At 59.7% G+C, this 17,840-nt stretch carries 15 protein-coding genes; 6 read left to right on the forward strand and 9 right to left on the reverse strand.

Annotation, left to right across the window (positions count from 1 at the left end):
- Positions 1–196: 196 nt before the first annotated feature.
- Both pheA and PPP56_RS08755 read right to left on the reverse strand, forming a co-directional pair.
- Complete coding sequence (pheA, locus tag PPP56_RS08750) at positions 197–1,042, reverse strand: prephenate dehydratase (RefSeq protein WP_353563661.1); 846 nt, start codon at positions 1,040–1,042, stop codon at positions 197–199.
- 175 nt (positions 1,043–1,217) lie between these two features.
- Complete coding sequence (locus PPP56_RS08755) at positions 1,218–1,997, reverse strand: hypothetical protein (RefSeq protein ID WP_353563662.1); 780 nt, start codon at positions 1,995–1,997, stop codon at positions 1,218–1,220.
- Between the two features lie 599 nt (positions 1,998–2,596).
- Between PPP56_RS08755 and PPP56_RS08760 the strand changes: the two genes are divergently transcribed.
- The 3 genes from PPP56_RS08760 (at position 2,597) to PPP56_RS08770 (ending at position 6,013) form a co-directional block, all read left to right on the forward strand.
- On the forward strand, positions 2,597–3,145 hold the full coding sequence (locus tag PPP56_RS08760; RefSeq protein ID WP_353563663.1) for a cupin domain-containing protein: 549 nt from the start codon (positions 2,597–2,599) through the stop codon (positions 3,143–3,145).
- Positions 3,146–3,366: 221 nt separating this feature from the next.
- Positions 3,367–3,789, forward strand: coding sequence for a PAS domain-containing protein (locus PPP56_RS08765; RefSeq protein WP_353563664.1), 423 nt, complete (start codon positions 3,367–3,369; stop codon positions 3,787–3,789).
- Positions 3,790–4,135: 346 nt separating this feature from the next.
- Positions 4,136–6,013 carry a heavy metal translocating P-type ATPase gene (locus PPP56_RS08770; protein ID WP_353563680.1) on the forward strand — a complete coding sequence of 626 codons (1,878 nt, stop codon included), beginning with the start codon at positions 4,136–4,138 and terminating at the stop codon, positions 6,011–6,013.
- A 34-nt stretch (positions 6,014–6,047) separates the two neighbouring features.
- Here the strand turns inward: PPP56_RS08770 and PPP56_RS08775 are convergent, their stop codons facing one another.
- Positions 6,048–6,428, reverse strand: a complete 381-nt coding sequence (locus PPP56_RS08775) for a YraN family protein (protein ID WP_353563665.1) — start codon at positions 6,426–6,428, stop codon at positions 6,048–6,050.
- A gap of 84 nt (positions 6,429–6,512) precedes the next feature.
- Positions 6,513–7,205 carry a GbsR/MarR family transcriptional regulator gene (locus PPP56_RS08780; protein WP_353563666.1) on the reverse strand — a complete coding sequence of 231 codons (693 nt, stop codon included), beginning with the start codon at positions 7,203–7,205 and terminating at the stop codon, positions 6,513–6,515.
- A 289-nt stretch (positions 7,206–7,494) separates the two neighbouring features.
- Between PPP56_RS08780 and PPP56_RS08785 the strand changes: the two genes are divergently transcribed.
- Positions 7,495–8,361, forward strand: a complete 867-nt coding sequence (locus PPP56_RS08785) for an SAM hydrolase/SAM-dependent halogenase family protein (RefSeq protein ID WP_353563667.1) — start codon at positions 7,495–7,497, stop codon at positions 8,359–8,361.
- Between the two features lie 124 nt (positions 8,362–8,485).
- On the forward strand, positions 8,486–9,673 hold the full coding sequence (locus PPP56_RS08790; protein ID WP_353563668.1) for a hypothetical protein: 1,188 nt from the start codon (positions 8,486–8,488) through the stop codon (positions 9,671–9,673).
- 75 nt (positions 9,674–9,748) lie between these two features.
- Here PPP56_RS08790 and PPP56_RS08795 read toward each other — a convergent pair whose 3' ends face one another.
- From PPP56_RS08795 to PPP56_RS08815, 5 genes are all read right to left on the reverse strand, one after another.
- The gene (locus PPP56_RS08795; RefSeq protein ID WP_353563669.1) at positions 9,749–11,242 is read right to left on the reverse strand and encodes a sensor histidine kinase; all 1,494 of its coding nucleotides are present in this window, start codon (positions 11,240–11,242) and stop codon (positions 9,749–9,751) included.
- Between the two features lie 10 nt (positions 11,243–11,252).
- Positions 11,253–12,563 carry an adenylosuccinate synthase gene (locus tag PPP56_RS08800; RefSeq protein ID WP_353563670.1) on the reverse strand — a complete coding sequence of 437 codons (1,311 nt, stop codon included), beginning with the start codon at positions 12,561–12,563 and terminating at the stop codon, positions 11,253–11,255.
- A 299-nt stretch (positions 12,564–12,862) separates the two neighbouring features.
- Positions 12,863–13,816 (reverse strand): protein translocase subunit SecF, encoded by a 954-nt coding sequence (secF, locus tag PPP56_RS08805; RefSeq protein ID WP_353563671.1) that lies wholly within the window; start codon positions 13,814–13,816, stop codon positions 12,863–12,865.
- 112 nt (positions 13,817–13,928) lie between these two features.
- Positions 13,929–15,905 carry a protein translocase subunit SecD gene (gene secD, locus PPP56_RS08810; RefSeq protein ID WP_353563672.1) on the reverse strand — a complete coding sequence of 659 codons (1,977 nt, stop codon included), beginning with the start codon at positions 15,903–15,905 and terminating at the stop codon, positions 13,929–13,931.
- A gap of 328 nt (positions 15,906–16,233) precedes the next feature.
- Complete coding sequence (locus PPP56_RS08815) at positions 16,234–16,809, reverse strand: hypothetical protein (RefSeq protein WP_353563673.1); 576 nt, start codon at positions 16,807–16,809, stop codon at positions 16,234–16,236.
- A gap of 162 nt (positions 16,810–16,971) precedes the next feature.
- On the opposite strand from PPP56_RS08815, the gene PPP56_RS08820 reads away from it, so the two are divergent.
- Complete coding sequence (locus tag PPP56_RS08820; protein WP_353563674.1) at positions 16,972–17,820, forward strand: alpha/beta hydrolase; 849 nt, start codon at positions 16,972–16,974, stop codon at positions 17,818–17,820.
- The last annotated feature ends 20 nt before the right edge of the window (positions 17,821–17,840 follow it).

The following is a 17,840-nucleotide window of genomic DNA, read 5'->3' on the forward strand; positions in this document are numbered from 1 at the left end:
CACAAGATTGCACTCCAAGAGCACTTCCTCGCTGCGCTCACAGCGCCACGTCGCTGGCGCTCCTCGCAATGACATACTCAAGATTCTTTTATGGCCCTACTTAGCGAGTGAATCCGGGAGGAGCCCTGTGAAGCAGCGAGTGCACACGAGGCTGTCTCCACAGGTCAGTTGTATACCCGTGTACCCGTGTATACCGTCAAGACGCAGGGGCAGGAATGGGGGCTTCGTAGTACGACCCCAGCAGCTTCTGTTCCGTAGTCAGCTCCGCCAGGTGACCCAGCGCCCGTTGCAGCGGCGTATCGGCATAGCTGCCCGCCACATCCACGTAGAAGAGGTACTGCCCGGGCGTGCCAAAGCGCGGGCGGCTCTCCATCTTACAGAGGTCCAGGTCGCGCAGCGCAAACACGGCCAGGCTCTTAAACAGCGCCCCGGCCACGTTCTCGCGCAGCGCAAACACGACGGACGTCCGGTTTGCACGATCGGAAACATGTGCCTCTGCCGGTCCTCGACGAATCCCCAAAAATCGCGTGAAGTTGCGGTCGTGGTCCTCAATACCCGTATCCAGCACCGCGAGGCCGTACTCGGCAGCGGCCTGCTCGCTGGCAATGGCCGCCTGCGTAGCGTCGTCGGCCTCGGCCACAGCCCGTGCTGCCCCTGCCGTGTCGTACGACGCAACGGTGCGGGCCGCAGGCAGGGTAGCCGACAGGTAGCTCTGGCACTGCCCCAACGCCTGCGGATGCGAATGCACGGAGTCGATGGTCGCAAGCGACGCCCCTGCTGGCGCCATCAGGCAGTGGCGGATGCGCATGAACCGCCCCGTTTCAATGTGCACATCGTGCGCGCGCAGGTGATCGTAATTCACATGCACGCTCCCAAAAAGCGAGTTCTCGATCGGCACGACCCCTGCATCCGCCGTCCCCGAATCGACAGCTGCAAACAGATCGGCAAACGTATCACACGGCAGCGGCGCAGCATCCGGATAGAGCGCGGCAACAGCAGCCTCGCTGTATGCCCCGGCAACGCCTTGAAATGCAATCTTCATAGACAGTAAGAGCCAGGCTATGCAGGTTGAGAGGTCCAGCAATGCAGAAATCAGGGGGATGCGCACGAGCGGCAATCCCTCGGACGGTCTTCGCGGCCACACGGGCAATACGCGGCCATGCGGCGCCGGTCGTGCGAGCGGATCGTAACGACCCTATTCGGCAGAATATCGCGCGCTACCAGCTCACCGTCAACGAGAGCCCGTGTCCTCCGTTCGCGTCGACATGCGGAGTCAGGTGAGCGCGGGCTCCGCTTGAGCCGTCACAGAAGCGATCGGGCGTTGCGCGGAAGGCCCATCCGGCGCCCGCACTGGTAATGAGGATGCCCGGCAGCGTATACACAAGCAGAGTAAGCGGTGCAGCTACTATGAATGCAAAGCCGTCCTCCGTACGATCGAGCGTCTCGGAGGCACGCCACAAGCCGATGCCAAACGCTCCGAGGCCCGCTGTACGCACCCCGAAGCTACCCCAGGCAGGCTGAGACCTACCTGTACACCACAGCCCCATCGAGGGACCTATGGCGATGCCGAGTGCGGAGAGGCAGGTGCCTACGATAGAGAGCGGCGATCCAAACAAGGAGCCTTGCCCTGTAGATTCATCGATCGTATACGCCAACGAGCCCAGTCCGATCGGAATAAACGTAGCCAGGTAAGCGCGTCCCAGCGCATGGGAGGGCTGAAGCCGGCTGCGCCAGGGGGGCGAGATGGGTTCATAAGTCCGGCCAGATGGGGGCAGCACAGACTCGGACATGAGCTCCTCAGACGGAGCTCCCACAAGAAGCGCATCAACTGGCGGCTCACCAACTGGCGTGTGGTGCACGGGCTGAACAGCGACAGCTCGATCGGCGACAGACTGAACAGCGACAGATTGGCCGACGGCCGGAATGCCGATGGCACCGCTCATCAGCAGCAGTCCCACAAGTCCGAAAACGCACCTGAACGCGTAGCGAAAGGACATGACGATCCGGGAAGGTCGGGCAGAACGATTGGAGGAGAATGTAGCGGTACGCCTTCATTAAACATAGCCCATCCACAGATTGGATGCAATTTGAATGCAGGAAAGCAGCTACTGCTCTGTCACAGGTCTATCTTCGGGTAACACATGTATTCTCTAACGTACCGAGAATAACGCACAACCTTGTCATTGCGAGCGCAGCGAAGCAATCTCATGCTATCAGACCGGATGCAGGCGCCCAATCAACGGCATGAGATCGCACCCAAGAGTACTCGTTCGCTCCGCTCAAGATGACAATGCATGAACGGAGCAGTGCATGCCCAAAACAGACGTGTGAAGACACTTCTGCTGTGTCACACCTGAATCTCAGGGTAGAGCATGAATTGCTAACACGCATAGTCATCCCGGCCAAGGCGCCCCAGCGCCGGGATCTTCCCCGGCAATATAGCCGGAGCGTTGGCCTCGCACAGCCCAAACATTGATCTGTGACATCCTGCAGCTACCTGCAGCGTGTCTCTGTTTTGTTTTGTGCTTGCATGTCTGGTGGGCAATCTACACCTTAAAGAAGTCTTCACCCTCATCAGACAGGTGCTTTACTCAGTATGGACACCATTCACAACCCCGTTCAAGGCGACACGGTCACGTTTATAACTACCGCGGATGAGTCCGACGGTGCGCTCACCGTCCTCGAAATTGAACTGGTGCCGGGCGGGGGCAACGCAGAGCACTACCACGACGGGTTCACCGAGCACTTTGAAGTGATGGAAGGAGCGCTTGCGGTACATGTCGACGGCAGAACCCGCACGCTGCGTCGAGGCGATCGAACCAGCGTAGGACGTGGCGTTCCGCACCGTTTTGAGAACACCACCGATGCTTCTGTTCGGTTTCGGGTTGAGATGAGACCGGGCCACCGCGGATTTGAGCACATGCTACGCATCCTATATGGACTGGCGCGCGATGGCGAACTGAACGATGAGGGGCTCCCAGAGAAGCTCTTGCACAGCGCTGTGTTAGCGAGTATGAGCGGCACGACGCATACGGAGACCCCCACCCCGGTGCGGTGGGGCCTAAAGCTACTTGGTGTTCTGCCACCGGCACAGAACGCCAAATCGAAGTTGAGGGCACGTTACGTAGATCAAGCTGCAGTCTGAGTACGATCGAGGTAGGGAAACGGTCATCGCATCTACAAACATCTACAAAGCAGGTGCGAGAACTGCGTGGCTGTTGTATTGCGGTATGGGTGTATTGCGGTATGGGTCTCGGATTGTTGCGTGGATGTTGCGCTTCGGCAGCCGGGAAACGCAACTGCAAGGAAGTGCAGTCGTGACGTTTACCAGTGCGCTATCTCTCGCACAGCTATGTGACGTACCTTATGTCTAAATCAGCTGAACTTTCAGGCCAGCTTGGCTCCGAACTGTTCAAGAAAGCGGCGGCTCTGTCGTTCAACGCGATTACCGTAACCCGTGCTGAACACGAAGGAGAGCCCTCAGAAATCGTCTATGTCAACGATGCATTCACTGAGATGACCGGCTACGCAGCACGCGATGTTATGGGTAAAACGCCGGGGATGCTACAAGGGCCCAAGACAGATCCGGAGGTTCTTGAGCGACTCGACCGCAAGATTCACAAAGGCGAGACCTTTCACGGAGAGACGATCAACTATCGTAAAGATGGCTCTCCATTTGTGATTGAATGGAAAGTAGCCCCCATTATGCAGAAAGGCGGGAAGACCTACTACGTGGCTGTGCAGCGTGACGTAACGGACCAGCGCGACGTTCAGGTGGAGGCCGAGTGACACCAATTCTGCATGCGCCGTTAGCATATCCGTTAGCATATGGATGTGCAGACGGCTGGGCGCGTACAACGGCCGTTCTCTCATTCATCTATCATTCATCTATTCGCCCATTCTCTAATCCCGTCGAGGCCCGGTAAAGGAAGAGGCTTCTTGAACAGCATCTGGCCTTTGTTCGTACATGTAGCGTCTTCCAGATACTGTACTCATTCCTCTATCCGTATTGTCAGTTTTCACATCCCCTGAGACCGAGGCAGAAGTAGTTGCCGGGTCGGACTCGCAGGAGTCAAGATCAGTATCCGTGTCCATCACGCGCGAAGCCGTATTTGTGGCCATCACCTTTGTCGGCATGGTTGCAGGCGGACTGCTTGACTGGCTTGACGGTCCTGCAGGACCTATGTGGGTTGCGTTTGCGGCGGCTTATGTGTTCGGGGGGTGGGAAGGAGCCAAGGCAAGCATACAGTCGCTCCGGAAGGGAACGGTCGATATCGACATTCTGATGATGCTGGCTGCGCTGGGCGCGCTGGTCATCAACGCTCCGTTTGAGGGGGCTATGCTGCTCTTTCTGTTCTCGCTCTCGGAGGTGCTTCAAGACTACGCAATGGGACGCTCGCGCCGCGCTATCCACGAACTGATGGCGCTGCGTCCCGACGAGGCCGAGGTAGTGCGCAGCGACGGATCGACCGAAACACAGCCGCTTGCCGACATCGACGTAGGGACTACCGTACGCGTGCGTCCCGGCGACGCAATCCCGCTCGACGGCACCGTGGTTGACGGAGAGAGCACGGTCGACGAGTCCTCGGTCACGGGCGAGTCGGTTCCCGTTGATAAATCGGAGGGCGACGAGGTGTACGCGGGTACCACCAACGCTTCGGGGAGCCTCGACATTCAGGTGACGCGGGCGGTGCACGAGTCGACCATTGCTCGGCTCATCGATATGGTCGAGGAGGCGCAGAGCCGGCAGGCGCCTACGCAGCAGCTCTTAGAGCGCATCGAGCAGCCATATGCAATCGGAGTGCTGGTCCTTACCGGTCTATTTATTACCGTACCCGTCTGGGGCTGGAACGAGGCGTTTCACGACGCTTTCTACCGCGCTATGACGCTGATGGTCGCCGCATCACCCTGTGCGCTTATCATCTCGACACCGGCAGCGGTGCTCTCGGCGATCGCTGGGGCAGCACGGAACGGAATCTTGTACAAAGGCGGGGCTTACGTAGAGGCCACCGCCGACATCAACGCGGTCGCGTTCGACAAAACGGGGACGCTCACCACCGGGGATACGGTTCTCGAAAGCTATGCTGCTCGTGAAGGGGCTGCCATAAACGACACGTTGGTATCTGACAATGACGTGCTTCGCCTGGCGGCAGCGGTGCAGCAGCGCTCCGAACATCATCTGGCTGAGGCGACCGTCGAGGCTGCAAGAGCGCAGGCGCTCACCATTCCCGACGCCAGCATGTTCGACTCGGAGGTGGGGAAGGGCGTGCGGGCCACGGTAGATGGCGCTACGGTTCACATTGGTAATCTGCGCTACTATGCAATGGACCGGTTCAGTGCGGCTTCTATTGAGGGATTCGAGGCCGCACAGGAAGCCGTACAAGCTCTGCAAAGCGAGGGAAAGACCGCTGTGCTCGTCGTACGTGAATCTGATGAAGAGAAAATGCACGTGTTGGGATGGATGAGCTTTGCCGACCAGCTCCGTGAGGGGGCAGCCGATGTTGTCCGGACCCTGCGTGCACTTGGCGTAGAGCATATTGTGATGCTGACAGGTGACAACGAGGCAGTAGCGCGCACCATCGCAGAAAAAGCAGGCGTAGACGCCTACTATGCCGAGCTGCTTCCAGAAGAAAAAGTGGAACGCCTCAATGCGTTAGAAGCTGAATATGGCGGAGTCATTATGGTGGGCGATGGGGTGAACGATGCCCCGGCGCTGGCTACAGCCCGCATCGGGATTGCAATGGGAGGCGCGGGTACAGACGTCGCGCTTGAAACGGCGGACGTCGCCCTCATGGCCGATGATCTCAGCAAGATCCCCTACGCAATACGCATGAGCCAGAGGGCCAGACGTACGCTACGCATCAACTTCGGCATCGCGTTTGGAGCTATTGCCATTATGGTTGCCGCTATTTTCTGGACCGGGCTTCCGCTCCCACTGGCTGTCATCGGGCATGAAGGGTCTACCGTGCTCGTGAGCCTGAACGGACTGCGGCTGCTTGCTTTTCGCGGCTGAGCGGAGACCTCTGCGGTTTCGCCTTCGCTTCGTGCTATGCCCAGAACGCATGCTGAATATGTTCAATTTCTGGCTCGTCGCCCTGGCGCAGCACAATAGCAATGACGTCGAAGCGCGAGCTGGAGCGCTCCATGTTGTTCTGGTACAGGTACGCTTCCGATACCTTTACAAGTTGTTTCTTTTTTGAATCGGTGACGGCTTCTTCGGGCGCTCCGTACCCAAGCCCAGATCGCGTTTTCACCTCAACGAACACGAGGTCGCCGGTAGGCACGGCGGTCGGGTCGTAGCAGATCAGGTCGACCTCGGCGCGCTCAAAGCGGTAGTTGCGCTCGATAACGTGGTAGCCTTTGTCTTCAAGATACGAGGCTGCAAGGGCTTCGCCGCGGGCCCCCAGATCGGTGTGGCGTTTGGTCATAGCTGAGCAGGTAAATGGTGTAAGACACGAAAGACACGTAAGATACGAAAGACGTGCAGAACGCAAGAGGCGACGGGCATCGCGTTACGATGGCGCATCCGAAGACGAATGCTGCTGATCGTGATGACTGGGCGCCGGGGAGCCGGCCGGTGCATCCGCAAACAGGCGCGCCATCTGCACCAGGCGGGTCAACGTGTCCAGATCATTCTGTTGGACGAGCGGAAGCAGTACGTCAGACACCGACTCAAAGGCGTCCAGCAGTTCGATCAGCGCGGCCAGGCGCTCGTTAAGCATATCGGTCTGCGACGAGGCAGCAGCCGACGCTGGTTCGGGCAGGCCGTTGCGAAAGCGTTCAAGCTTCGACTGTATCGGCTGCAGCTCGCGGCGCTGCCGCTCTTCAATGATACGGGCCGTGATGCGCCACACATTAGTGTCGGCCTGATAGTAATCCTTGCGAGAGTCGGGCAGGCGCTTCTTGAAGACCAGTTGCCAGTCGGTAAGCGAGCGCAAGTTCATGTTGGCATTGCCTCGACTGATGTCGAGCGCCTCCATAATCTCATCGGTATTCATAGGTGCATCCGCACAGAACAGACGCGCATGGATCTGCGCCATGGTGCGGTTGATGCCCCACTGCGAGGCCATCTCGCCCCAGAGCGCTACAAACGACGCCACCGTGTCTTCATAAGCGCATGCTGGATCTACATCACGTGACGTATCTGGAGACGCATCCGGACGAGGAGAACTAAGCGACGGCATAAGCCCGATGTAAAACCACATGATGAAAGAAAGGCAGTGCGCTCTACATATTCCATCAGCACCGCGTATGGTTCCAGCAAGTCTGTGCCACAGCGCCGTCACAGCACTCTCACAGGGCTGCAAGGGCGTGCTAAGGCGTACTGTACTACACCCGCTGCAGAGCAGGCCTGGCGGAGACATGGAGGGACAATAGGGGGAACAGTGAACCGAACCTTCTGCGGCGCATGCAAGAAGCAGCACAGCAGTTTACTGATTCGTACCTTAGCTCTGCGTTTCGACGCGATAACGTTCTCATCGTATACGCCCCCTTATGATCACACTCACAACCGACTTTGGAACAAAAGACGCCTACGTATCCGCCATGAAAGGCGTGATGTTTGGCATTGCTCCAGAGGCGCGCCTGGTAGACATCACGCACGGCATCAGTCCACAAGACGTCATGGAGGCGGCTTTTGTGCTGCAGAGCGCCGTGCCGCACTTCCCCGATGGCACGGTGCACCTGGTGGTTGTAGATCCGGGTGTAGGTTCGGAGCGGCGTGCGATCGCCCTGCGGCATGCGAATCAGTGGTTTGTTGGACCCGACAACGGCGTGTTCTCGCTTCTCCTCAACCAGGAGCCCCCAGATGCAATCGTCGAGCTCGACAACCCGGCGTTCTGGCGCACCGACACGCCCAGTGCCACGTTTCATGGACGCGACATCTTCGCGCCGGCTGCGGCTCATCTGGAAGCAGGAGCGTCGCTGCACGAGATCGGCACGCCCGTAGACAGCCTTTCTTCACTACGGTGGGCTCTTCCTATGGTAGTGCAGCATACCATTGAGGGATGGGTCGTGCATATCGACCGGTTTGGCAACTGCATCACCAATATCGAACCAGGTACCGTAACGGAAGCTTTTCCTGATCTCGACAGTGAGCCGCTGCATGCTCCCACCCCGCCCGCGCCCGTGCCGCTCAAGTGCTACGTGGGCTCTACCATACTTGATGCCATTCACCCCACGTATGCTTCGGTAGCAGAGGGCGATCCGGTCGTACTTTTTGGCAGCAGTGGGTTTTTAGAGGTTGCCGTGAACGGGGGCCATGCCGCGCAGCTGTTAAACATCCGAAAGAGCGACGCCGTCAAGCTGCTTCCGCCGTCGTTAGATACAAACACGCCCAACGTGGCCCACCACGCTGCCTGACGTGTCTGATGTAGAACGTGTCTGATGTAAAAATGCCAAAGATGCCACGTGCCACGACCTGCCTGTGAGCGGGGGGCACGCGCCGTTTCTGGCCTTATTCCCTTGCCTTTACTTCTTGCCTCGTATGTCTACGCCGCCCCTTACTCAGCATGTTGATGTCGTGTACACGCTGATGGCTGCGCTGGTCGGCTCGCATCAGGCGCCTGCGCTCACGTACCAGGTGTTTGAGCGCGCAGCCGATGTACCGCCCCGTAAGCGCCCCGACGATCGGCTACTCTGGCTGTTGGAGCTTGCTCTTCAGGTGTACACCGAACACATGGCTGAAGACGGCACAGATGGCTACGATATGCGCCGCGAGGCAGCGGAGACAATCGTACAGAAAACCTTGCCTTCGGCATGGGCCGCCTGCTCACCACACACGCGTACGCTGCTAACGGCACGGTTCGTGCTCGACCTGTCGCCTGCTGCTGTAGGACAGCTCATTGAGCAACCGGCCGATGAGGTGGAGCAGGCAATCGCGGCCGCTCGGGCATCGCTTCGCGCAACGCTGCGCGACATGATGAGTGGAGGGCAACGCATGCTGGTAGACACGGCCTTCCCAGATGAGGAGTTAAACGCGAGCCTCCGCACCTTTCTGAATAAGACCCATGGCACCCCGCCTGCCGAACTGCGCAGCCAGGTGGCGCGCGCGTTGAAGGCAGAGCGGACGGCATCCGCCCAGACCCGGTCGCAACGCACAGAGCGCCGGCGTAGTCAATGGCTCAAAACATCGGCTGTTATCGCAGGCCTGCTGGCATTGGTGGTTTTGGCCTGGGGGGTACGGTCGGTATGGACGGCCAGCGCTGACGCCGACGATGACCAGCCGAGCCTCATCGAGTTTTCAGTGCAACATGCTGACGTGCTAACCTCAATCATTCAGTCAGACAATGCAGACAGCCTGCAGGCGGTTTGGGAGGCTGAAACGGGAAGCACGTTGCGCGTGCCACGCATCGAGCGAGCACAACTTACGGGGCTGGCAGCCCTGCCTCTAAATCCGGAGCCCGTACCGGTCTTGCAGTATCGCGACATCGATGCGCAGGCCTCGATTCGTGTTTTTGCTTACTCCTATGCGCAGCTCGACCAGCTCGAAGAGCAAGCGGTCTTGCCGCGCCCCATCCGCCAGACGCTCGACTCTGAAGATACCTTTGTTGAGCAGTCGGTGCAGGGACGGCCGATCTTGGTCTGGCGCGTGCGCGACCGCGTCTACCTTGCTGTGTTTGCCTCGGCAGCACGCGACGCCCGCCCTGAACGCGTTGAACCGGAGCGCGAGTAGCGGGGCTTTTAGCGAAGAGAGCCGCCGTATCGGTAGCGCGACGCGAAACCAGCGTCGTTGGATCAGTACGGTCTGCTACGCTTCGCCGGTAGCAGGGTCGGATGGGGCGGCAGCTGTCGGCAGCTGGATGCGGAACGTTGAGCCTTCGCCGACGGTCGAGGAGGCCAGCTGAAGCGTACCCCCGTGGTAGTTCTCGATAACGCGCTGCGCCAGGCTGAGCCCGAGCCCCCACCCGCGCTCTTTGGTGCTGAAGCCCGGTCGGAAGATGTTTGTGCGGGCCCGGCGTTCAATACCCGACCCGGTGTCTTCGACATCAATCTGCACCACGCTGTCCGTTACAGTTGCAACCACCTTGATGGCTCCGTCACCGTCGATCGCATCCAACGCATTCTTGAGCAGGTTTTCCAGTACCCACGCAAAGAGCTCTTCGTTAATGCGAGCGTACAGGGCATCGGGAGCCTCCACCGATAGCGTAATCGACTGGCTGTGTTTCGGGATGCGCCGCCGGATATAGCCAGCCGTCGTATGAATTACAGTCGACACGTTCATCGGCTTCAACTTCGGCATAGACCCGATGTCTGAAAACCGATTGGCAACGCGCTGCAGCCGCTCAATATCGTTCTCGATCTCCGAAATAGCCTCATCACGGTTCGCCTCCGACAGCGAGTCGCTCTTCAGCAGCTGGGTCCACCCCATGAGGCTGGATATAGGGGTGCCTAACTGGTGGGCCGCCTCGCGCGCCATGCCCACCCAGAGGTTGCTCTGCTCGCTGCGCCGCACATACGAGAAGCCGAGATACCCAACGAGAATAAAGAGCCCGACAAAACCGAGCTGCACGTACGGAAAGATACGCAGTTCACGCACAAGCCCCGACTCGTTGTAGAACACGTACTGCGTAAGCTCCTCCGTGCTGTTGGTATCAGGATTGGTGTAGCGAAACCGGATCGGGATAGGAGCAAACGCCTGCTTCATCTCGTCGAGATGATCGCCAAGCTGGTTTCGGGCTTGCGCCGAGTCGCTGGGACTGAGTGCCGACAGGTCGTCTGCAACAGAGACATTGCGCCAGAAGAGGGGTTCAGTCTGCGTGGAGTCGGTAATGATTGCCGGAATGGCAAACGGGTTCGGCTCCAGAATCTCATTCAGGATAAAGTCAAGCTCACCGGTCGGAGGCATAGAACGCGCCCACGACAGGGCTTGTCGCAGGCGCGCTGGGTTGGTTTCGGTAACGGTATCGACCTGCACGCCGCCCTCAAGAATGCGTTCAAAGGCATCCCATTCGGTGCGGTGCGGGTTGGTCGCGCGGTCTTGCGCGCGGGCGACCTGCGCCTGTGCATCCGCCCAGAGCTGAATCATCGACTGCTCGCGGTCGCGAAGCCGGTCAACCAATTCGTGCGTGTACCAGAGCGAGGCCAGCGCAATGACCATCGCAAAGACAATGAGTCCGAGCTTGAGCCGAACGGACCAGCGGTAGGCATGCACAGCGTCGCGGTAGTCAGTGCAAGGGGTCAGTGCAAGAGGGATGCGAAGCGCATGAGCCCGGCAGAGGCCTGCGAAGACAAAAGCGACCATTTAGGGCCGCTTAAGCAACGGGCGCCTCGTGCATATCTGTGATAATCTGATCGCGACGCGGACCAATCGAGATTGAGCCGATGGGCGCGCGCGAGTGCTTCTCTACAAAGTGCAGGTAGTCTTGTGCCGCACCAGGCAGGTCGTCCCAGCTACGCGCGGTGCTAATATCCGCATCCCACCCGGGTAGGGTTTCGTAGACGGGTGTGACGCGCTCCAGCGTATGTGCCTCACTCGGAAAGCGCTGGGTTTCCTTGCCGTCATACTGGTAGGCCACGCAGACCTTGATCTCGTCGAGCCCCGACAGCACATCGAGCTTCGTAATGACGAGCTCGGTGAACCCGTTGATCATGGTCGTGTAGCGCAGGGCAACCAGGTCGAGCCACCCACATCGGCGGGGGCGGCCGGTGGTTGCGCCAAACTCAGCGCCTACTTTGCGCAGGTGTTCGCCCATGGCGTTGCTCAGTTCGGTAACAAACGGCCCGTTGCCGACGCGCGTGCAGTACGCCTTCGCAATGCCAATAATGCGGTCGACCTCCACAGGCGAAACACCGAGGCCCGTAGAGCAGCCGCCTGCTGTTGGATGACTGGAGGTGACAAACGGGTAGCTGCCAAAGTCAATGTCGAGCAGCGAGCCCTGAGCCCCTTCAGCAAGCACCCGCTTGCCATCGTCAAGCGCACGGCCGAGCAGCTGTGCGGTATCGGTGACGTATGGGTCGAGCTGCTGGTCGAGCTCCACGTATTCATCTACGATGGCATCAACGTCGAGCTCATTTGCACCATACACCCGGCTAAGCATCTCGTTTTTGGCCTCAATGGCGCGTGTCAGCTTGGTGCGCAGCACGTCGCGATCGAGCAGGTCAACGACACGGATGCCGGTACGTGCAAACTTGTCTGCATATGCGGGCCCGATACCGCGACCGGTTGTGCCAATGGCGTCATCGTCCGTATCCGACTTGCGCCCGGCCTCTTGCGCCGCCTCGATAGCCTTGTGATGAGGCATGATGACGTGGGCGTTGTGCGAGATGTGCAGACGCCCTTCAACCGGGTAGCCCAGCGCCTCAATCTGCTGAATCTCTTCAAGCACAGCCTTCGGGTCGAGCACTACGCCGTTGCCAATGACGCAGTCCACGCCGTCATGAAAGATTCCACTTGGAATGAGGTGAAGCACGAACTCCTGGTCATCCCAGCAGATGGTGTGTCCGGCATTGGCGCCGCCCTGATAGCGGGCCACAATGTCAGCCGTATCCTGGCTAAGCAGGTCAACGATTTTCCCTTTGCCCTCGTCGCCCCACTGGCTTCCGATTACAATAGAAACTGGCATGCGTGTCGTGAACAGCTATGAAGAAAAGTGATGATGGTCAGAAGGCGAAATGCGCACGGTGCGGCGTATCCTTCTGGTTGCTGGGTTGCGTGAGCGCCGGCGAGCATCTGCCCGCGCGAGCCGGAGGCATCTCGTCGGCCTCTTATCGAGATCTTAGCCAGATGCGCTCCGGCTTCGTAACGAGTAGAAACAGGTGCGGTTCACCCTACGCGGCGCAGATCGTGAACCGACCTAAGCCGCGTAAGGGCTGGTTTCGCCGGGCTGTTAGAGCACCCACTGCATACATGCTACATACGTGATTATATGCGTGTACGCTCCTTGCGCTTGTACTTGTTGGATTCTTCCTTCTCCGAGCCTTCGAGCCAGAGGCGAATATCTACTACGATGGGCGAAGCCACGTAGACCGACGAGTACGTTCCGATGATCACGCCCAGTACGAGGGCAAACGAGAAGCCGCGCAGCACATCGCCTCCAAAGAAAAGCAGGATGCTGGTCACGATCAGCGTCGTTACCGAGGTAACAACCGTACGGCTCAGCGTGCTGTTCATCGAGCGGTTAACGACCTCCTCGTAAGGGTCGGTCTTAAACAGATTGAGGTATTCGCGGGTGCGGTCGAAGACCACCACGGTATCGTTCAGCGAGTACCCCACAATGGTCAGGAAAGCAGCGATAATCGCCTGGTCGATCTGCAGAGAGAAGGGGAGCACGTCCTGGAACAGCGAGAAGATGCCCAGCACAATGATCACATCGTGCGTAATGGCAGCCAGTGCGCCGAGCCCGTATCGCCACTCAAAGCGCAGCATGATGTACACGAAGATGACAAACAGCGCCCCGAGCACCGAGTAGATGGCGCCGCGCTGCAGGTCGGCTGCAAACCGGGGGCCTACCACGTTGGTCTGTACGACCTCGGGCGACACGTCGGGAAAGCTGGCCTGGAACTGCGCAAGAACGTCGCGCTGAATGTCGCTCACCTCACGCTCTGACGCGGTTCGGATGAGCAGGCCCGTGGTGCCGAAGGTTTTTACTTCGGGCTCGCCGTCAAGCACTTCGGCCATTGAGGCGCGCACTTCGAGCGCGTCGAGGGTGCCCACGTTTTCGACGACAATCTCGGTGCCGCCCAAAAAGTCAATGCCCTGCTCCAGGCCCCGCGTGGCAAACGAGAGGATGCTCAGCAGAATGAGCGTCCCGGAAATCATGTACCCGATCTTGCGGGTCGGGATGAACGAAAAACTGGGGTTTTCAAGTAAACGCATAGTCAGAAAAAGTTAAGTCGTAAGCGGATCGAACGGTCGGGGGCATGGTCGGGGCAGGCGCCTCAGCACCGGGGCACACAGGCCCCGGCGTGCGGCCTTGCCGCACAGCGCATCACCCGTAAGAGACGCGCATTTTGCGCTCGTTGACCATGTAGTCGAAGATGATCCGCGTTACGATAATCGCGGTGAAGAGAGACGACAGAATACCCGCCATGAGCGTCACGGCAAAGCCCTGAATGGGCCCTACGCCGAACGAGTAGAGAATGGCGCCTACAAAGAACGTCGTGATGTTGGCATCAAGGATTGCGCTCAAGGCCCGGTCGTACCCCGCATCGATCGATGCTTTCAGGGTCTTCCCGGTGTTCGCCTCCTCCCGTATGCGGTCGAAGATAAGCACGTTCGCATCCACCGCCATACCGATAGTAAGCACAATACCGGCAATGCCCGGCAGGGTGAGGGTTGCCCCGAATCCGGCCAAGATGCCCAGAATCAGAACGATGTTCAGCAGAAGCGCCACATTGGCGACAATGCCCGCCGTACGGTAGTACATCACCATGAAGAGGACCACCAGCACGAGCCCCGAGATAACCGAGATAAACCCGGCGCGAATTGAGGCCTCACCGAGGCTGGGGCCCACGGTGCGATCGCCCACAATATCGAGCGGGGCAGGCAAGGCCCCCGACTGCAGAATCGTGACGATGTCTTGCGCCTCCTGACGCGAGTCGAGCCCCGATATTTCGGAGCGCCCGCCCAGAATGCGTTGCTGCACGGTGGGATACGAATAGATGACGCCATCGAGGGCCACCGCCACCGGTTCGCCAACATTGGCTCCGGTAAGTCGTGCCCAGGTGCGCGAGCCGTCGGAGTCCATGACCATGAGCACTTTCGGCTCGTTGGTGAACTGGTCGAACTCCACCGAAGCGTCGGTGATGGCATCGCCGGCCAGCTCCACCTGCGAGCGTACGGCAATTAGCTCGTACACGTCCACGCCCTCTTGCGTCTGGCCGATGGGGTTGGCCCCAAACATCAGCTCCACGTCGCTTGGCAAGAGGCGCTGCACCTCCTCCTGGCGCATCAGGTTCATAGCACGCGAGGTGTCGGGCAGAAGCACATGCGCAAAGACGGGGCGCTGCTGCTGATACGGCAGCGGCTGCATCAGGGCCAAGAAGGGGTTTTCGGACTCATCTACCATGTCTTCCTGGGCCAGCGGATCGTCTTGCGCCAGCGGATCGGCGGTCGGGTCGGTGGCTTCTTCGCGGGCCTCTTCGTCGGTTACCGGATCGCGCTCGGCGATCGGATCGTCTTGAAGCTCGCCTTCTTCTACATCGGGCGTCTCCCCTTCGTCAAGCTCGTCGACCTCAACGTCTTGAGCCTGCGCTTCAAAGTAGTCGATAATGTCTTGCACCGACTCGGTGAGGCGCTGCGGATTGGCCATCAGCCGAAACTCCAGACGGGCCGTACCGCGCAGCAGATCGCGCACGCGCTCCGGGTCGTCTACGCCGGGCAGCTCCACAATAATGCGGCGGTCGCCCTGCCGCTGAATAGACGGCTCGGTTACGCCGTACCGGTCAACCCGGTTACGAACAATTTCAATAGCCCGCTCAACCGCTTCCTCCGACTGATCTCGCAGGTACGCAATCACCTCGCTGTTCTCGGAGCGACGCGTCACGCCGGCCTCCTCATTGCGGAAGTAGCGCGACAGCCGCACATTCGGATCGCGCTCCTGAAACTCTTCGATGAACACGTCGATTACAGAGAGGTCTTGCTCAAGCGCACGGCGCGACGCCGCCTGCAGCACCTCTTCAAACGTCTCGTCTTTGTTGATGGCAAGCTGGCCAATGAGGTCGGCCACGCGGATTTCGAGCGTTACGTGCATGCCACCCAGCAGGTCAAGCCCCAGTCCGAGCGAGCCTTGCCGGATTTCCTGAATGCGCGTAAAGTTTTCCTGCTCGTACTCAATCCGCTCCTGCTCCGTCATCTCGCTCAACCGCTGGTTGAGCATGATATTCTGAGCCGTCGGAAATAAGTAGTACGCACAGAGCCCCACGAAGAAAATCGTGAGTGCAATTTTAAGTCCGTTGTCTTTCATAGTAGGTCAGTAGGAACGTACAGCAAGTGGTGGTAAGGGGGTACAACAACCGTGCGTCGCCCGTGCGTCAACCGAGGGGCAACCCGCGGCCAAGCCACGTTCGTAGAGCAACCGCTGCTGCTACGTGGCAGAAAGCCCAAAGACAGGGCGAGCGCGGGCTCAAGGCACAGCCGGTACGGTGCAATGACACGGTACAAGCGCACAGCACATAGGGCACATAGGGCCAGGGGGATGCGCACCGTTCGCTGCTTCGACATAGAACATGCCGCGTACAGGATGGAAAGCGCTCCATGGGCAACCCGCGCCGGTACAGACACGGCAGCGCGCGTTACGGAGCCCGTGGCGTTGCGTAGACCAGGCGGCGGACCAGCCACCGCGCTTCTTCGAGATGCGTATGCGTGCGGTCGATAGCCGAGAAAAGCGGCGACAGCGCTGCATGAGGCGTCGTCGCAGCACTGCCAACCTGTCCACGCGAAGATGTCGTTACCGACGAGAGGCCCGCCGAAAAGAGACGCGGGGTCGGCGCCGTAGCGTCCCACTGCGACGCCTGCTGATGCAGCCAGCGCGCCAGGGTGTTCACATCGGCGCCTTCGCTCCATCCGAACAGATGCGCGGCGCTGTGTCCGCTCGGCGCATGGGCCTCGTAGGCCTGAAGCACCGACGCGGTAAACTGCTCCGCCGAAAGCAACGGCCCCGATGCCGCCTCCGAAAGCGCCTTGTTAAAGGCCTCGCGGTCGGCGTCTGAAGGCCACTCTGCAACCTGCCCCTGCAACCACGACGCCCGCGCATCCGGCGCAGGGCCGAGGAGCGAATCCGTCCAGCTGCTCCCCACCCACGGCAGCAAGCTCACAGCCAGCACACTGACCATGACATACCGAATGGTGGGATGGCGAAGGACGTTCATGCGGAGCAAGGCCCCAGATTGTTACGATGGATGTACGACAGTGCACAAAATCGCAGGCAGCCGACTATTGTTCCGTTCGCTTCTGTCGAAGCGGAACCTCTTCATAGCCCGGCGCATGGCCCTCATGTCCGATCCGATTCGTTCGCATCCCCCTGCACCTTCATGCTTTTCTCCGCCACCCCACCCAGCCACACTGCTCGCACCGCCCTTCCGAGCGGCATTGCCCTCTTTACACAGTACTGGCTGCCCGCTACGTCGCCGGTCGGCACGGTGCTGATCGTGCATGGATATGCCGAGCATAGCGGACGATATGGCCACGTGGCAACAGCGCTGCAGCAGGCCGGGTTTGCCGTCGTCGCCTACGACCAGCGCGGGTTCGGACGCTCGCCCGGCAGGCGCGCCCTCGTCTGGAATCTCAACACCCTGTGCGCCGACCTCGCTGCCCTCGTGGCCCACCTGCGTACCCACACCCCCACTCCGTTTTTTGTGCTGGCCCACAGCATGGGTGGACTCGTCGCGCTTGCTGCGGCGCTCCGCCCGGGACTTCACGTCGACGGACTGGTGCTTTCGGCCCCGGCGCTCTCGGTTGAGGCCAACGTGCCGCGTGTGCTCTCGACACTTGCTGATGCCGTAAGTCGCTACCTGCCGGTGCTGCCTACCGTGGGCGCCGTCGAAAACGGCATATCTCGGGATGCAGGCGTAATCGCCGATGCCGAAGCCGATCCGCTCAACTACCGGGGCCGGGTGCCGGCCCGTACCGGCATCGAGATTCTGCGGGGCGGACAGCGCGTGCGTGCGAACGCCGCTGATATTACCCTTCCCTACCTGCTCGTTCAGGGCACCGCCGATCCCATCGTAGATCCTGCTGGAAGCGTATCCTTTCATGAGCAAAGCGGCGCTCCCGATAAAACCATGAAGCGGTACGAAGGGCTGCGCCATGAAGTCCTCAACGAGCCCGAGCATGACGTGGTCATTGGCGATATACAGACCTGGCTAAAAGCGCATACCTGATTTCGCTGCCACGCAGGCAG

Origin of the sequence: Longimonas sp. (assembly GCF_040409695.1) — a bacterium.
Classification (GTDB): Bacteria; Bacteroidota; Rhodothermia; order Rhodothermales; family Salinibacteraceae; genus Longimonas.

Excerpts from the sequence above, each read along its gene's own strand:
- PPP56_RS08755 (WP_353563662.1), bottom strand. The coding sequence starts at position 1,997 with ATGTCCTTTCGCTACGCGTTCAGGTGCGTTTTCGGACTTGTGGGACTG.
- PPP56_RS08785 (WP_353563667.1), top strand. The coding sequence starts at position 7,495 with ATGATCACACTCACAACCGACTTTGGAACAAAAGACGCCTACGTATCC.
- PPP56_RS08815 (WP_353563673.1), bottom strand. The coding sequence starts at position 16,809 with ATGAACGTCCTTCGCCATCCCACCATTCGGTATGTCATGGTCAGTGTG.
- PPP56_RS08765 (WP_353563664.1), top strand. The coding sequence starts at position 3,367 with ATGTCTAAATCAGCTGAACTTTCAGGCCAGCTTGGCTCCGAACTGTTC.
- PPP56_RS08760 (WP_353563663.1), top strand. The coding sequence starts at position 2,597 with ATGGACACCATTCACAACCCCGTTCAAGGCGACACGGTCACGTTTATA.
- pheA (WP_353563661.1), bottom strand. The coding sequence starts at position 1,042 with ATGAAGATTGCATTTCAAGGCGTTGCCGGGGCATACAGCGAGGCTGCT.
- PPP56_RS08820 (WP_353563674.1), top strand. The coding sequence starts at position 16,972 with ATGCTTTTCTCCGCCACCCCACCCAGCCACACTGCTCGCACCGCCCTT.
- PPP56_RS08795 (WP_353563669.1), bottom strand. The coding sequence starts at position 11,242 with ATGGTCGCTTTTGTCTTCGCAGGCCTCTGCCGGGCTCATGCGCTTCGC.
- PPP56_RS08790 (WP_353563668.1), top strand. The coding sequence starts at position 8,486 with ATGTCTACGCCGCCCCTTACTCAGCATGTTGATGTCGTGTACACGCTG.
- secF (WP_353563671.1), bottom strand. The coding sequence starts at position 13,816 with ATGCGTTTACTTGAAAACCCCAGTTTTTCGTTCATCCCGACCCGCAAG.
- secD (WP_353563672.1), bottom strand. The coding sequence starts at position 15,905 with ATGAAAGACAACGGACTTAAAATTGCACTCACGATTTTCTTCGTGGGG.
- PPP56_RS08800 (WP_353563670.1), bottom strand. The coding sequence starts at position 12,563 with ATGCCAGTTTCTATTGTAATCGGAAGCCAGTGGGGCGACGAGGGCAAA.
- PPP56_RS08780 (WP_353563666.1), bottom strand. The coding sequence starts at position 7,205 with ATGTGGTTTTACATCGGGCTTATGCCGTCGCTTAGTTCTCCTCGTCCG.
- PPP56_RS08775 (WP_353563665.1), bottom strand. The coding sequence starts at position 6,428 with ATGACCAAACGCCACACCGATCTGGGGGCCCGCGGCGAAGCCCTTGCA.
- PPP56_RS08770 (WP_353563680.1), top strand. The coding sequence starts at position 4,136 with ATGGTTGCAGGCGGACTGCTTGACTGGCTTGACGGTCCTGCAGGACCT.